The organism is Synechococcus sp. PCC 6717, assembly GCF_022698185.1.
Classification (GTDB): Bacteria; Cyanobacteriota; Cyanobacteriia; order Thermosynechococcales; family Thermosynechococcaceae; genus Thermosynechococcus; species Thermosynechococcus lividus.
Genome location: NZ_JAKLTV010000003.1, coordinates 171,509 through 185,516 on the forward strand (window position 1 = coordinate 171,509; position 14,008 = coordinate 185,516).

The 14,008-nt window shown below is 53.6% G+C and carries 14 protein-coding genes and 1 other RNA gene; 8 read left to right on the forward strand and 7 right to left on the reverse strand.

Annotated elements, in window-relative coordinates:
• Positions 1-95 precede the first annotated feature (95 nt).
• Positions 96-2,963 (forward strand): UPF0182 family protein, encoded by a 2,868-nt coding sequence (locus L5470_RS05070; RefSeq protein ID WP_499498564.1) that lies wholly within the window; start codon positions 96-98, stop codon positions 2,961-2,963.
• On the opposite strand, the gene L5470_RS05075 is transcribed toward L5470_RS05070, so the two are convergent.
• On the reverse strand, positions 2,960-3,847 hold the full coding sequence (locus L5470_RS05075) for an alpha/beta fold hydrolase (protein ID WP_099798433.1): 888 nt from the start codon (positions 3,845-3,847) through the stop codon (positions 2,960-2,962). The genes L5470_RS05070 and L5470_RS05075 overlap by 4 nt on opposite strands.
• Positions 3,848-3,975: 128 nt before the next feature.
• Between L5470_RS05075 and L5470_RS05080 the strand changes: the two genes are divergently transcribed.
• The gene (locus L5470_RS05080; protein ID WP_099798434.1) at positions 3,976-4,233 is read left to right on the forward strand and encodes a BolA family protein; all 258 of its coding nucleotides are present in this window, start codon (positions 3,976-3,978) and stop codon (positions 4,231-4,233) included.
• 70 nt (positions 4,234-4,303) lie between these two features.
• Positions 4,304-4,627: a Grx4 family monothiol glutaredoxin gene (gene grxD / locus L5470_RS05085; RefSeq protein ID WP_099798435.1), complete on the forward strand. Its 324-nt coding sequence runs from the start codon at positions 4,304-4,306 to the stop codon at positions 4,625-4,627.
• Between the two features lie 90 nt (positions 4,628-4,717).
• Here the strand turns inward: grxD and L5470_RS05090 are convergent, their stop codons facing one another.
• The gene (locus tag L5470_RS05090) at positions 4,718-5,155 is read right to left on the reverse strand and encodes an Hsp20/alpha crystallin family protein (protein WP_099798436.1); all 438 of its coding nucleotides are present in this window, start codon (positions 5,153-5,155) and stop codon (positions 4,718-4,720) included.
• A 205-nt stretch (positions 5,156-5,360) separates the two neighbouring features.
• Positions 5,361-6,026: an MBL fold metallo-hydrolase gene (locus L5470_RS05095; protein ID WP_499498567.1), complete on the reverse strand. Its 666-nt coding sequence runs from the start codon at positions 6,024-6,026 to the stop codon at positions 5,361-5,363.
• Positions 6,027-6,041: 15 nt separating this feature from the next.
• On the opposite strand from L5470_RS05095, the gene L5470_RS05100 reads away from it, so the two are divergent.
• Complete coding sequence (locus tag L5470_RS05100; RefSeq protein ID WP_499498569.1) at positions 6,042-7,487, forward strand: site-2 protease family protein; 1,446 nt, start codon at positions 6,042-6,044, stop codon at positions 7,485-7,487.
• Positions 7,488-7,489: 2 nt separating this feature from the next.
• Here L5470_RS05100 and rnpB read toward each other — a convergent pair.
• From rnpB to L5470_RS05120, 4 genes are all read right to left on the reverse strand, one after another.
• An RNA gene (gene rnpB / locus L5470_RS05105) (RNase P RNA component class A) lies at positions 7,490-7,853 on the reverse strand.
• A 6-nt stretch (positions 7,854-7,859) separates the two neighbouring features.
• Entirely contained in the window at positions 7,860-8,588 is a 729-nt protein-coding gene (locus L5470_RS05110; protein ID WP_499498571.1) for a DUF928 domain-containing protein, read from the reverse strand.
• Positions 8,589-8,713: 125 nt separating this feature from the next.
• Positions 8,714-9,187: a peroxiredoxin gene (locus L5470_RS05115; protein WP_499498573.1), complete on the reverse strand. Its 474-nt coding sequence runs from the start codon at positions 9,185-9,187 to the stop codon at positions 8,714-8,716.
• A 3-nt stretch (positions 9,188-9,190) separates the two neighbouring features.
• The gene (locus L5470_RS05120) at positions 9,191-9,568 is read right to left on the reverse strand and encodes a DUF2996 domain-containing protein (protein WP_499498575.1); all 378 of its coding nucleotides are present in this window, start codon (positions 9,566-9,568) and stop codon (positions 9,191-9,193) included.
• 46 nt (positions 9,569-9,614) lie between these two features.
• On the opposite strand from L5470_RS05120, the gene rimI reads away from it, so the two are divergent.
• The 4 genes from rimI (at position 9,615) to L5470_RS05140 (ending at position 13,443) form a co-directional block, all read left to right on the forward strand.
• The gene (gene rimI / locus L5470_RS05125) at positions 9,615-10,169 is read left to right on the forward strand and encodes a ribosomal protein S18-alanine N-acetyltransferase (RefSeq protein ID WP_198406156.1); all 555 of its coding nucleotides are present in this window, start codon (positions 9,615-9,617) and stop codon (positions 10,167-10,169) included.
• Positions 10,170-10,236: 67 nt separating this feature from the next.
• The gene (gene nadC, locus L5470_RS05130) at positions 10,237-11,106 is read left to right on the forward strand and encodes a carboxylating nicotinate-nucleotide diphosphorylase (RefSeq protein ID WP_499498578.1); all 870 of its coding nucleotides are present in this window, start codon (positions 10,237-10,239) and stop codon (positions 11,104-11,106) included.
• Positions 11,107-11,140: 34 nt separating this feature from the next.
• Positions 11,141-12,787, forward strand: a complete 1,647-nt coding sequence (locus tag L5470_RS05135; RefSeq protein ID WP_499498580.1) for an ABC transporter permease — start codon at positions 11,141-11,143, stop codon at positions 12,785-12,787.
• 74 nt (positions 12,788-12,861) lie between these two features.
• Positions 12,862-13,443 carry a DUF1997 domain-containing protein gene (locus L5470_RS05140; RefSeq protein WP_099798442.1) on the forward strand — a complete coding sequence of 194 codons (582 nt, stop codon included), beginning with the start codon at positions 12,862-12,864 and terminating at the stop codon, positions 13,441-13,443.
• The last annotated feature ends 565 nt before the right edge of the window (positions 13,444-14,008 follow it).

Genomic DNA, 14,008 nt, shown 5'->3' on the forward strand with positions numbered 1-14,008 from the left:
GGATGCGCAAGACCATGGCCAAACCGTTAGACTAGCAGTAGCAAATTCTAACCGCAATGTAACCTACCTTTAAGAATTTTTCGAGTTTGGAGTCCATGCGCTACCGCTCCCTTGGTCATTCACTGTTGTACTGGCTAGGTTGGTTGGTGGCGGCGATCGCCCTTGGCATTGTCATTTGCCGTCTGCTGGCAGAAAGCCTTTGGTTTCATCACCTTGGCTACGCTGGGGTATTGTGGCTGCGGTGGGGGGTACAGGGACTGCTGCTAATTTTTGTGGTTGGGCTGTCAGGACTCTTTTACCGTTGGCATCAACGCCGTGCCTACCAGCAGTGCACGGTTACCTTGGATGCAGAACTCACTGCCCACAGTCGCTATCGGGGGTTGGGGCTACTGGGGCTGTTGAGTGCGGCGGCGGGGTTAATTGGCTTGCTGATAGTGGCAACGTACCACATTGGGGCGATCGCGGTGCAACTGTGGCAGCAGCGCAGCGACATGACGATTAATACCCCGCTTTTGCCGCAGTTAAGTGTCTGGCGAGCCGCAGACTTACTACAACAAATCCTCCAGAATCCATGGTTACTCTTGGTGAGCGCTGGCACATTGATACTGGGGCTATGGGCACCGCTGCACCTCTTTCGGGGGATTAGTGTGATCCTGAGTTTGGCCATGGGGGCGATCGCCCTGATGAGTTGGTCAGCGGTGCTAACGGGTGTGTTTGGTGTTAGTGATCCCCATACCGAACCACTGTTCCATCGTTCGATTAGCTTTTATCTTTTTCGCCTCCCCCTGTTAGAACTGCTACGGCTGTGGCTTGTGAACCTGAGTGTGGTGAGCTTAGCGGGAGTGGCTCTTACCTATTTGCTCGCCAACGATAGCCTCAGCCATGGCAAATTTCTTGGCTTTGTGCGATCGCAACGCCGACATTTACAGGGTCTGAGTGCCTTTGTGTTTGCCACGGTTGCCTTTAGCTTTTGGCTAGAGCGCTACAAACTGCTTTACTCCACCAACGGAGCCGCCTTTGGCGCAGGTTATACCGATGTCACGGTGCGCTTACCCCTCTACGGCTGGCTGTGCGTGTCTGCCCTTGCCGTGGCAATGCTCCTTGGCTGGTCAGCCATTCGCCAAGGCGGTCGGGGGCAGCGGCGTTTAGGCCCCATCGCCCCCGGCTTGTTTAGCTTTACCCTTGGCTATTTAGTCGTCATCTTGGTGGCCGATTGGTTACTCCCCAATGCCATTGAGGCAGCCATTGTTGAACCGAACCAACTGGAACGGGAACTTCCCTACATTCAACGGACAATTACCCACACCCGCGAAGGCTTTAACCTAGACACCATGAGGGTTGAACCCTTCCAGCCCGAAAATAATCTCAACGCCGAGATCATTGCAGCGAATGAGGCCACCACCCGCAATATTCGCGTTTGGGATACCCGCCCCCTCTTAGAAACCAATCGCCAACTGCAACAGTTGCGCTCCTACTACCGCTTCCCAGCCGCTTTTTTAGATCGCTATTCCCTCAAGCTTGCCAACCAGCAGGCCACCCCAGAACTTCGCCAAGTGCTGATTGCAGCTCGCGAAATTGACTACAGCGCTGTGCAGCAGTTTGCCCGCAGTTGGATTAACGAACACCTCGTCTTCACCCACGGCTATGGGTTTACCATGAGTCCCGTGAATACCGCCGAAGCAAACGGTTTACCCAAGTATTTTGTGCGCGACATTGGTGAAAATGGCGAACTGCTCACGTTCCCCCCACAATTGCGGGAGCACTTTCCCTTCTTCTATCCGCGTCTTTACTACGGTGAACTGACGAATACCTACATTTTCGCGCCCTCCCATGTGCCCGAACTGGACTTCCCCCGCGGCAGTGATAACGTCTATAACCACTACGACGGCAGTGGCGGTGTGGCCATTTCAGCGTGGTGGCGACGGCTGATCTATGCTGTCTATTTTCGCGATTGGCAAGTCTTACTCACCCCTAATCTACGGCCTGACTCGCGGGTGCTGTTTCGGCGCACAATTCAAGAGCGGGTACAGGCGATCGCCCCCTTCTTGCGCATCGACAGCGAGCCTTATCTGGTCATTGCCGATCCGCGTTCTGAGAGTGACATCAAAGCCAGTCACAGGAGTGCTGGGGTGAGTTATTTGTACTGGATTATTGATGCCTACACCCTCAGTCGCCATTATCCCTACGCTGACCCAGGAAAGCATAGCTTTAACTACATTCGCAACTCCGTCAAAATTGTTGTCGATGCCTACAACGGCGATGTCACCTTTTACGTTGTTGAGCCAGAGGATGTCATTTTGCGCACATGGCAGCGCATCTTTCCGCAGCTTTTTCGCCCCATTAGTGCCATGCCGCACCGGTTGTACACCCACATTCGCTATCCCGTGGATATGCTGCAAATCCAATCGGAGCAGCTATTGCAGTACCACATGACCGATCCGGTAGTGTTTTACAACCGTGAAGACCTCTGGCAAATTCCCCAAGAAATCTACCGCGAAACCCCCCAGTCCGTTGCCCCTTACTACCTCATTACGAAATTGCCCATTGGCTACACCGAAGAGTTTGTGCTCTTAGTTCCCTTTACCCCCGTAAACCGTCCCAACCTCATTGGCTGGTTAGCAGCGCGCTCCGATGGCCAAAACTACGGCAAATTATTGCTTTACGTATTTCCCAAGCAGGAACTGGTGTTTGGACCTGAGCAAATGGAAGCGCGCATTAATCAGGATCCGCTCATTTCCCAGCAAATTTCCCTCTGGAATCGGCAAGGCTCGCGCTCAGTGCAGGGCAACCTCCTCATTATTCCCATCGAGCGATCCCTACTCTACGTGGAACCCATCTACCTTGAAGCCAGCCAAAATAGCTTGCCTACCCTTGCCCGGGTCATTGTTATGGATAACGAGCGCCTAGTGATGGCACCTACGCTGGAGGAAGGCTTGAAGCAACTGTTTCCCGCCGCCAGCTAGCTCAGGAAATAGCGACGGAGGCCATAGATTATCCACTCTGGCACCTCAAGGTGTGGTAGCACCCCCGCCTCAGGAATGCCATAAAACCCTTGCAGCCGACCGTGGGCGCTGGCGTAGAGCCGCTGCCCTAGGGAAAAGGGAGTTAGCTTCGCCTGCTCACCCCAAAAGATGACCGTGGGGGTTTGCAACTGCGGCAAGTATTGGCTCAAATCAAAGGAAAGATTACCCTTTAAGGTGCTTAAGGCCGCCCATTCTGCGCCATAGCGACAGGCAGACTCAAGGTAGGCGCTAACGGTTTCCTCCCGCAGGCGTTGGGGGTTAGCGAACAAAAACTGAGTCAGGAAACTGCGAACCGCAAGGGGATTTGCTGCCGCCGCTGTATAGATGAGCCGATCTAGGGCAGGCACACTCAGGATAGCGCGAGCCAACGCTTGACCTTGATCTTCACCAAAATCATTAAACCCACTGGGACACACCAAACACAGGCTGCTAAAAAGATGGGGCTGTTGCACCGCCAAGCGAACAACAATACCAGCAGTGAGGGAAGAGGCCACCACCCGCACCGGCGTGCCCACCATCCGTAATAATTCAGCAATCATCAGCCAGTAGTCGCTGGTGTAATACTCTCGCGCAGGGTGATCCGATGCCCCCCAGCCAATGAGATCAGGCGCAATCACACGATAGCGACTGGCAAAGGCAGGATACACCTGCGACCATTCATAATGGCTGGAGCCGCCCCCAAGGCTGTGCAAAAAGATCAGGGGAGAACGCTCAATAGTGTTGCCCCAGTAGCGATCGCTCGGAGTATAGTAAACGATTTTGCCGCTACTGATGGTGAGGGTTTGTGACACAAACGTGGGGGGGCAAAAAGCCGTACTCGGCATAGGAATCCTCAACACACTGGGAAACTACAAGGCTAGCCATACCCAGACCATGGTTTGCCCAGGCGGCATAAGAGGGAAGTTTGATAGACTATTTAACGTGAGGCACTTAAGAACGTTTAGTATCATCTATGGTTACCCCTGAACAACTAACGCAGCTTATCCAAGCAAGTCTTCCTGATGCCATTGTCCACGTCCAAGATTTAACCGGAGGTGGTGATCACTATGAAGCGGTTGTTGTCTCCGCTGCCTTTGAAGGTAAACGGCTGGTACAGCAGCATCAATTAGTGTATCGCGGCTTAAATGGGGTGATGGCCACCAATGAACTCCATGCCCTAGCCCTCAAAACCTACACGCCGGATCAGTGGTCAGCAAACCCCTTAAAATAAAGGTAATCTCCTTGCAACTGTTTTTTCGGTTTCTTTAGTTTAATCTTGTTCTACACCTACGCAACCAACGATGACTCCAGAACTACAGGCTAAAATCGATGCCCTTGTCAAGGGCAATAAAATTGTCGTGTTCATGAAGGGCAGTAAGCTTATGCCCCAGTGTGGCTTTTCCAATAATGCCGTGCAAATTTTGAATGCCTTGGGTGTTCCCTACACGACGGTAGATGTCCTCGAAGATTTTGAAATTCGCCAAGGGATTAAGGAGTATTCCAATTGGCCAACAATTCCTCAAGTGTATATTAATGGTGAGTTTATTGGTGGATCCGATATTCTCATTGAACTGTACCAAAGCGGTGAGCTACAACAGCTTGTCGAGGTTGCCCTTGCCTCTTAGGGAACTAAAAAAATCCCCCACGCTGGGGGGTGTCGATGCGTTCAACATGTAACCACCTGTCATCGCCTCCTCGAGGGAGACGATGTGCTCTTAGGCAAGGTTCACTTTGACAACGCGGTTTTTCTCTTCTTCCGCTTTCGGTAGCGTTAAGTGCAAGATGCCATCTTTGTATTCGGCTTTAACCTCGGTGTTTTGAACCCGTGCTGGCAAGGGAATAACCCGTTGGAACTTACCATAGCGAAATTCGCTGCGTTTAATACCGTTGCTTTCGCTGTGGGTTTCTGACTTGCGCTCGCCACTGATGGCTACAGCGTCAGCCGTGACTTGCACGTCAATATCTTTAGCCTCTAGTCCGGGGAGTTCAATTTTCAGCAATAATGCGTCCGGCGTATCCTCCAACTCTGCCGCTGGTAAAAAGTGACTGTCATCGGTGCGCGCGCTGAGGGGAATCAGTTCATCAAATAGACGATTCATTTGCCGTTGTAGGGTGTCAATTTCCCGAAATGGTTCCCAACGTACGAGTGCCATAGCTGTATCCTCCCAAATTAATTAATTTGATCTAGAGTCGCTGCACAGAGCCAATAGTTAAATTTGTTGGTATTGCCACCCTCTCAAGGCGGTCATCAGTGACTCATCTCTCTGTGAGCTACTTTTAGTCTAGAAGATACAAGGCGCTTTGCAAGTAGGGTTTTACGCCTTTTATAGGTTCTTTTTACCGAACCACAGGCGCAAACTAGGGTGTGAGAACCGTGTTACTGCCTTGGGGGATGGGAATAGATTGCAAAATATCTTGCGCATTAGAGATCACCCCTGCACCGCGCAAAAAGCCGAGGTTTGCGCCCGGGCACAGATAGGCTAAGGAACGCTGAGCGCAAAAGTGTTGTAGGGTTCTGACGCTGCGCAGTTGCCGCGGCCAATGAAAGGTTGTCGCTGTTTTCAAGGGGAGGAGGTCACCATCGGGGCTGGGTAACAGGTGTCGTCCGCTAAAGAGGACGCCCCCTTGCTCCCGCCAATACACACAACTGCTGCCGGGAGAGTGACCGGGGGTCCACAGCACCTCTAGGGTTGGGGTGAGGGCGCAGTAGCCCTGCACGGTTGTGACGGTTAAGTGGGGTAGTAAATAGGCTTCTTGGGCATGGATCACCACCTCACACCCAAAGGTACGTTGAAATTCACGGACGTGGGCGATCGCCCCACGATGGGTGAGAATCAACCGTTTTAGGGGGCCTTGCTGTGCCAACCATTCTGTGGTTCCTGCTGCCCAAAATGGCGTATCAATCAGGGTATTGCCATCCTTTTCTACAATGAGATAAGCAGTGCCCCCTAACGTCTCGCGGTTTGGCGCAAAGGCATAGACCATGGGTAAGACGGGACGGGGGAGTTTCTGTTGTTGAGCCACAGGGTACCGCAACGTATGACATGGATATCCCTCATTGTATTGGGTTTGATTTTGCTGTTGATCGTGCGCCAAGGTACCGCTCGGCTGAGTCAAACCCCTTGGTGGTTGCTGTGGCTGGTTCTCATGCTACCAGCATTTTTTATAGCGGGTTGGATGGCACTGTATGGCAATACCCCAGTTCCATCGGGGTGGCTCATTGTGGTCTTTGTCACTAGTTCGTTTCTGTATCTCATTCTTTTACGCCGGGGGCAGCAGGCCTTAGCCCCAGCGACACCCGCCCCTAGCTTGCCCACGGTTCCTGAGGAGCCAGCACGGCTGTTGAATCGAGATGAGGAAGCGCAGCTCCAGAGTTGTTTTCCGTGGGGCATTTATTATCTCCAGCAAATTGAGTATCGCCCGCAGGCGGTGATTTGTCGTGGGCAAATGCGCGGCGAGGCCAGCCAAGTGTATCAAACGGTGGAGCGCAACATTGCCCAACGTTTTGGCGATCGCTTTTTAGTAATGTTTCAGATGGGCATCAGCAACAAACCCTTTTTTGCCCTAGTGCCCCGCGATCGCCTGCCACAGCCGCAGCAACTGTGGCGACCGGGGCTGAGTCTTGGCTTACTGGCCTTAACCTTTTTGACGACGACCCTAGCGGGTTTAGCGTTGGTAGCGCCAGACGTGAGCGCAGCGGAACTACGGCAGAATCCTGAGCTGCTCTGGCAGGGGTTGCCCTACAGTATTGGTCTGCTCTTGATTTTGGGGATTCATGAGCTGGGGCACTTCACCGCGGCGCTTTACTATCGAGTCAAGGCCACGTTGCCCTACTTTATTCCCCTGCCGTTTGCCATGGGAACCCTTGGTGCCTTTATCCAGATGCGATCGCCCATCCCCCATCGGCGCGCCCTTTTTGATATTAGTGTGGCAGGGCCGGTGGCAGGCTTCTTCGTCACTCTGCCGCTACTGATTTGGGGGTTGCACCAGTCGGAAATTGTTCAGCTACCTGCCAATGCCAACGAACCATCCCTGAGCCCACAGGTGTTTAACCCACGCATCTCGATTCTTTTTGCCCTGATTGCCAAGGCGGTGTTTGGCCGTGCCCTAACCAACGACAGTGTTTTGCAGTTGCATCCCCTAGCGATCGCCGGGGTGCTGGGGTTAGTGGTCACAGCCTTGAACCTCATGCCGGTGGGACAGTTAGATGGCGGCCACATGGTTCATGCGATGTATGGCCATCGGGCAGGAGCAATCATTGGCCAAGTTAGTCGATTGTTAGTACTGATTTTATCCTTTATTCAGCCGTGGCTCTTTGTGTGGGCACTGATTCTCTTTTTTCTGCCCGCCTTTGATGAACCAGCGTTGAATGATGTCAGTGAACTCGACAACTGGCGTGATGGGTTTGGCCTGATGGCACTGGTGCTGCTGCTCCTGATTATTTTTCCGGTACCTGCTCCCTTGGCCGCATTTCTTTGGGCGTGAAGAAGATGAGTTAGACGTAAGCCGGGTTCTGTTCAAAGGGGGTTATCTATCTGGGACACCTGTTACCAGGTGCCTCTAGCGGCTCTGGCTAGCCAAGAACTGGGGAAAAGACCAACCCTGGTTCTTTAGCGCTAGCACACCTTGCTTCCAGCCGGGGTTTACCGAGCCAACACCTCTCGATGTTGCTGGTGCGCTCTTACCGCACCGTTGCACCCTTACCTGTGAGGTTTCCCTCCATCGGCGGTATATTTCTGTGGCACTTTCCTCGCGGTCACCCGCACTGGGCGTTACCCAGCAAGCTTGGTCTTTCGGAAGCCCGGACTTTCCTCAGGAGTGGGTCACTCCCGCAACCACCGCGCTAACTCATTGATCCTATTGTACAAGGGGAGCGTGGGCGATCGCCTCTAGGCCAACGGCACTGAGAACCGCCTGCCACTCACTGCGCGCCATATCCTTGGTGGTCATTTGCCGTTGTAGATCCGCAAGAATGGCTAAGGTTTCGTACCAGAGACCCGCATCGACGGCAGCACTGAGGCGATCGCCGACATTATTGGCTGCCAGCTTTTTTGCTAAGTCAGTACTGGGCTGAATTCGCTCCACCACCCCACTCACTGACACCATCGCCGAGGGATCATCTGCATCCGCACCACACAGGAGCGTAAACGACCAGCGATAGTCTTGACCTGGGTTCAGCTCTACGGTGGGCTGTAGGGCTAAAATCCCTGGTTGCGCTGGCAACGTCACAACGGTTGTGCTAACGTCGCGGTTCTGGGGATCTGTGATCACCAATTCCCCTTGGCTAGCCGTACTGGTGGGCACAAACACAAAGAACGTCGGCTTGGCAACAGCGGTTTGCCCTAGGTTGGTATTGGGCAAGAGCGCCGTTAAGCGCTGGTTTCCCATCACACAGCTTCCGCGGGTCGCCCCGCCAAAGCGGCTACCGGGAGCACCACGATTAGGAAGGTTTGCCCGCAGCCGTGCAGCTAAGCTATTTGCCTGACTCACAACAATAGGGGCAGATTGAGCAAGGGTAATGCCCCCCATGGTCAGCGGCAAGAGAGCTAGGGCAACGGCGGGAACAAGTGTGACAACGTGACGCATGGGTTTGTTTCCTTGTTGAACCAATGACACGTTTTCACCATAAGGCTATTTTGGGAAGCGCTCTGTGAGGTGGCGCTGCTAAGGGCGGTGAGATTGCTAACTGATGGCTAGTGATCGGTATCACCCTAGGCTGGTGTTGCCTCTAGGGTGCGGAGAATCTTGAGGGCGCTGTCAATGTGTTCCTTGACATTAAACATGGAGTCAAAGATATAGCGCACAATGCCGTTCTTATCGATGACGTAGGTGACCCGTCCTGGAAATAGGCCAAACAGGGTGGAGGCACCGTAGGTCTGCCGCACCTTGTTGTCCGGATCACTGAGGACTAAAAAGGGGAGGCGATGGTGGCTCTGAAAGCCGGTTTGTTTATCGAGGGGGTCGCCACTAATGCCAATGACTTCGGCACCCAGAGCTTGGAATTGGCTGTAGGCATCCCGGAATCCACAGGCTTGCACCGTGCAGCCGGGAGTTTCTGAAGCCGGATAAAAGTAGAGGACAACGTTTTTGTTTCCCCGAAAGTCTGAGAGCCTAACGGTTTGGCCATTGGCCGCCAGAAGCTCAAAGTCGGGGGCGCGATCGCCCACGTGGATAGCAGTTGCCATCTCTTAGTTGCCCCCTAGCCACTTTTGGGCGTTGAGGCGCTGAACCACCCCAAACACCAGTAGATCAAGGGTGACTTTGCGCTCATCTGCTAAAAATGGCTCAATGGTACTCGGCGCAATGCCGTAGTTACTACAGACAAAGGCTTTTGCCCCTTGAATATCGCCATCGAGGAAGTACAGCCGAAATTGGTGCGCCTGATTGCCCCATTCCCCAACAACCGTGGTATCCTCAAGCCGAAGTGTTAGATCTGTTACCTTGTCCGCTAGGGCTTGCGTCAAGGCTGGCAAGAAGGCCTCATTGATAAATTCTGGGAAGGGTTTATCTTCAACCGCTGGTGGCTTTTCTTTTTTTTCGGGTTTGGTGGGGGTCTCTTCGGCCATGACCATTGCTCGTGTAAACCTTAATCGATAATAGCATCCTGATTTTGTGCTAATCGAACCCTCAGCATTAGAATTACGCCCCTTAGCTATTAAGGATCTGGATAGCATTGTCCAACTGGATCAGTGTTGCTTGGGGGGCTTTTGGTCGCGCCAGAGCTACGAGCAGGAATTGAACCGGCCACAGCATACGGTGCTGGTCGTGGCTACGCTGGATCAGGTGTGGGGCTGTGGGGTGAGTTGGGGGATTGGCGATGAGCTACATATTGTGCTTCTGATGGTGCATCCTCAGTGTCGCCGTCAAGGATTTGGGGGATTACTGCTGTGTCGCCTACTGCAATTGGCACATCAGCGGGGCGATCGCCAGTGGGCTACCCTTGAAGTCCGTGCCAGCAATCAATCCGCCTTGCGACTATATCAGCAGTTTGAGTTTGAAGTGGTGGGTCGCCGTCCCCGCTATTACGAGCACCCTGAAGAAGATGCCTTGATCCTGTGGCGCAACCACCTCAATACCCCCGCAGTCGGTGTCATCCTCGAGAGCCAACGACAGGCATGGCAAAACAGAGTCAGTAGCCATGGCTGGGTCTTAGTCGATCTCAGCTAGCCTTGGGGGCAATGGCCGTGACAGAATTTAGAGAACAACCTGCTCTGAAGCTCAGTGCTCTCTCACGATGCCTACTGCCGCCTACCTACCCCCTTGGTGTGTTCTTGATCCGCTCCTCGACCAGTGGCTACAGGAGGATCTGGGGCGGGGCGATCGCACCACTCAAGCCTTAGACCTAACCCATCAGTGGGGCACTGCCCACATTCGTCTGAACAGGGCAGGAGTGATTGCCGGATTGCCACTGGTAGAGCGGGTATTTCAGCGCTTAAGCCCCAACATTACGTTTAGCTATGAACAACCGGAGGGAGCTATGTGTGAGCAGCCCACTGTTGTTGCTCGCCTGAGTGCCCCCCTGCCTACAATTTTGTTAGGAGAGCGACTGGCGCTCAACTGCCTAATGCGCCTGAGTGGGGTGGCCACCCTCACCCATGCCTACGCGCAGCAGATTGCTGATTTGCCGACCAAGTTAGTCGATACCCGCAAAACCACCCCTGGCCTGCGGATCCTTGAAAAATATGCCGTGGCCGTGGGCGGTGGGGTCAACCATCGCTATGGCTTGGATGATGCAATCCTGATTAAGGACAACCACATTGTTGCCGCAGGCGGTCTCACTGCCGCCGTGGAGCAGGTTCGGCAACGCAGCCCCTTTCCCCTCGCCATTGAGGTGGAAACGGAAACCCTTGAGCAAGTGCACGAGGCGATCGCCCTCAAGGTCGATGTGATCATGCTCGACAACATGCCGATTCCGCAAATGGCAGTAGCGGTGGCTCATATTCGCGCCGCTGCCCCATCTATTAAAATTGAAGCCTCTGGCAACATTACCCGTGATACCTTGCGCGAGGTTGCCTTGACCGGGGTGGACTACATTTCCACCAGTGCCACCATTACTCAAGCACCATGGCTGGATTTCAGTTTGACGCTTTCAGGCCATCAATGACTACGCTGTACCGTTGTTGGGAGGTAACCGTTTGTTGAAATCGATCTCTTACCCTTGGCGATCGCTGGCCTTACTGCGGCGCTGGGATGCCGTTGTTTGGCTGATTGCTGCCCTCATTGCCGTTCCGATTTTAGTGGTGCTCAGCCAAGTGTTTGTGAATACGGGCGATACGTGGCAGCACCTTGCGGAGACCGTGCTGGCAGACTATCTACTCAATTCTCTCTGGCTGATGCTCGGTGTGGGGGCAGGCGTGATCATCATCGGTGTGAGTACGGCGTGGCTGGTCACCAACTGCCAGTTTTGGGGGGCACGCTGGTGGCAATGGCTGCTGCTGACCCCCTTGGCAGCACCGGCTTACGTTCTGGCCTATACCTACACCCAGTTTTTCTCCTTTGAAGGAGTGTTTCAGTCGTTTTTGCGCCAGATCACGGGCTGGGAGTACGGCGACTATTGGTTTCCAAATATTCGTTCCCTTGGTGGGGCGATCGCTATGCTGATTTTGGTGCTGTATCCCTATGTTTTTTTGCTGGCGCGGGTGGCGTTTCTCGAGCAGGCCACCTGTAGTTTAGAAGCCAGCCGCTCCCTCGGGTGCAACCCTTGGCGCAGTTTTTGGACTGTGGCGCTGCCCCTAGCGCGTCCGGCCATTGCAGCGGGCACCAGCTTGGCGCTGATGGAGACCCTCAATGATTTTGGCACCGTCCAGTACTTTGGGGTAGATACCTTTACCACGGGTATTTATCGGACATGGTTTGGCATGGGGGAACCCACTACGGCGGCTCAGTTGGCCTCTGTCTTAGTGGTCATTGTCTTTGCCCTACTGGTGCTGGAAAAGTGGTCACGGGGGAAAGCACGCTACTACAATCGCGGTGGCGATCGCCCCATTCCCTACAAATTACGGGGATGGCGAGCGGTAGGGGCATGGTTCGTTTGCGCACTGCCGGTCTTTTTTGGGCTGCTCTTACCGGCAGGACTACTGCTGTACTTGGCGATCGCCTACCAAAAGGTACACCTCAGCGATGAATTTTGGCGGCACGCTAGCCACAGCCTAGTACTTGCTACCCTTGCGGCATTGCTGGCGGTACTCTTGGCGCTGCTGTTGGCCTATAGCCACCGCTTAGTGCCAACGGTGATCGTGCGCTGGAGCATCCAAGTGGCCGGCATGGGGTATGCCATTCCGGGGACAGTGATTGCTGTGGGTATTCTCATCCCTCTAGGCTGGCTAGATAACCGCATTAATGACCTCACCAGTCACTTTTGGGGAACAGAGGTGGGTCTCATTCTGAGTGGCACGATCGCCGCACTAATTTACGCCTACCTTGTGCGGTTTTTGGCGGTCTCCCTCAGTAGCGTTGAGGCCAGTCTGGTTAAAATTCGCCCATCCCTTGACGAGGTTGCCCGTACCCTCGGGCGATCGCCCTTTAATATTCTGCGCACCGTGCACTTGCCCTTAATGGCGCCCGGCCTCTTTACGGCAGGCATGATGGTCTTTGTAGATGTCATGAAGGAATTACCCGCCACCTTAGTTATCCGCCCCTTTAACTTTGATACTCTAGCAATACAGGTTTACCGGTTTGCCTCCGATGACCGCCTGCCCGAAGCCGCCATGAGTGCCCTTGCCCTAGTGGTGGTGGGTCTAATTCCCGTGGTCTGGTTGGGGCGGCAAACCCGCTGGGTGGAGTGACCGCCTCGCAGCAGCCGCCTAGACAAATTCCTTAACAATTCGTTACATTATAAATAGCGAACACAGGGTGTGCTATGTACTTGAAATTTAGGGCCAGTCAATCCGTTAGCCTCAGCGTCGATACACCGACTGGTCAGTTGCAGCACTACCTGCGCCAGCCGCAGCGACTGGTGTATGCCCTAACGGATCCAACACGGGTGGAGTTCTTAGGGGGCGATCGCTTCCGCTTAAAAATGCGCCCCCTCAATTTTTTGATGGTCAGCTTGCAGCCAACGGTAGATTTGGCAGTTCAGGCCACCAGTGAGGGGTGTTTACAACTTCGCTCCTTAGGCTGCGACATTCGCGGTGTGGACTACATCAACCGCCGCTTTCACCTAGAACTTAAGGGTTACCTCCGTCCCCAAGCCACTGCCACCGGCACCGATTTAATTGGGGTAGCAGATCTTGAAGTGGGGGTGGATATTCCCTCGCCACTAGACTTTACCCCACGACCTATCCTTGAAGCCACAGGCAACAGCCTCTTAAAAAGTGTGTTATTGACCATTAAGCAGCGACTCATGCAACACTTGGTTGCTGACTATCAGCGATGGCTCACAGAAGTGGAGGTCAACCACACCGAGGATTGGCTGGTTTCGGTTCCTGCCAGTTCGGTATAAGTATCGGTATAAGTCGGTATAAGTAATTGTTGAGTAGCAGTCTGGTTCTCGATATATTGCTTAAATCACACAGGTATCTCTGCTCCCCAGTCGTTCCCCCTTGCGGGGCGGTTCAGTTATAGGAGTGATGTGGGCGGGCTAAAACCCCTCCGCTTTAGCGAGGGGATACAGCCAACTCAGGGGGCTTTAGCCCTCTCTATGTGTTAAACTAGAGACGTGGAAAGTAGGCGTATCAACTACGCGAAGAAACATCCTAGTACGGAGAAATCCCGGCAAGTAAGTCACTACCGCTTTGGCGGCAAGCCTAAACCACTGCAAGCAATGGCAGGATGTTGAGCGTATCGAATTGGCTAGTGTTGAAAAGTGCGAAACCACGAACCGAAACATAAACGTAGTCCCAATAGCAGAGATGCTTGAGGTGAGTAGGGGGTCTTTGACTGCCCCCACCCACATTAAGTTGTGGGTGACAGCTCAAGGGAAAAGCGAAGCAACGCGGCTTCAGCCCGTTGCGTAGCATCCTTTGGAAATCCCCTCTCTTTCAAGGAGGGGAGAAGTCAAATAATGA

What these genes read in the sequence shown, in the direction of transcription:
- L5470_RS05080 (WP_099798434.1), top strand. Translation starts at nt 3,976, where the DNA reads ATGGTTACCCCTGAACAACTAACGCAGCTTATCCAAGCAAGTCTTCCT.
- nadC (WP_499498578.1), top strand. Translation starts at nt 10,237, where the DNA reads ATGCCTACTGCCGCCTACCTACCCCCTTGGTGTGTTCTTGATCCGCTC.
- L5470_RS05115 (WP_499498573.1), bottom strand. Translation starts at nt 9,187, where the DNA reads ATGGCAACTGCTATCCACGTGGGCGATCGCGCCCCCGACTTTGAGCTT.
- L5470_RS05110 (WP_499498571.1), bottom strand. Translation starts at nt 8,588, where the DNA reads ATGCGTCACGTTGTCACACTTGTTCCCGCCGTTGCCCTAGCTCTCTTG.
- L5470_RS05100 (WP_499498569.1), top strand. Translation starts at nt 6,042, where the DNA reads ATGACATGGATATCCCTCATTGTATTGGGTTTGATTTTGCTGTTGATC.
- L5470_RS05090 (WP_099798436.1), bottom strand. Translation starts at nt 5,155, where the DNA reads ATGGCACTCGTACGTTGGGAACCATTTCGGGAAATTGACACCCTACAA.
- grxD (WP_099798435.1), top strand. Translation starts at nt 4,304, where the DNA reads ATGACTCCAGAACTACAGGCTAAAATCGATGCCCTTGTCAAGGGCAAT.
- L5470_RS05140 (WP_099798442.1), top strand. Translation starts at nt 12,862, where the DNA reads ATGTACTTGAAATTTAGGGCCAGTCAATCCGTTAGCCTCAGCGTCGAT.
- L5470_RS05075 (WP_099798433.1), bottom strand. Translation starts at nt 3,847, where the DNA reads ATGCCGAGTACGGCTTTTTGCCCCCCCACGTTTGTGTCACAAACCCTC.
- L5470_RS05070 (WP_499498564.1), top strand. Translation starts at nt 96, where the DNA reads ATGCGCTACCGCTCCCTTGGTCATTCACTGTTGTACTGGCTAGGTTGG.
- L5470_RS05120 (WP_499498575.1), bottom strand. Translation starts at nt 9,568, where the DNA reads ATGGCCGAAGAGACCCCCACCAAACCCGAAAAAAAAGAAAAGCCACCA.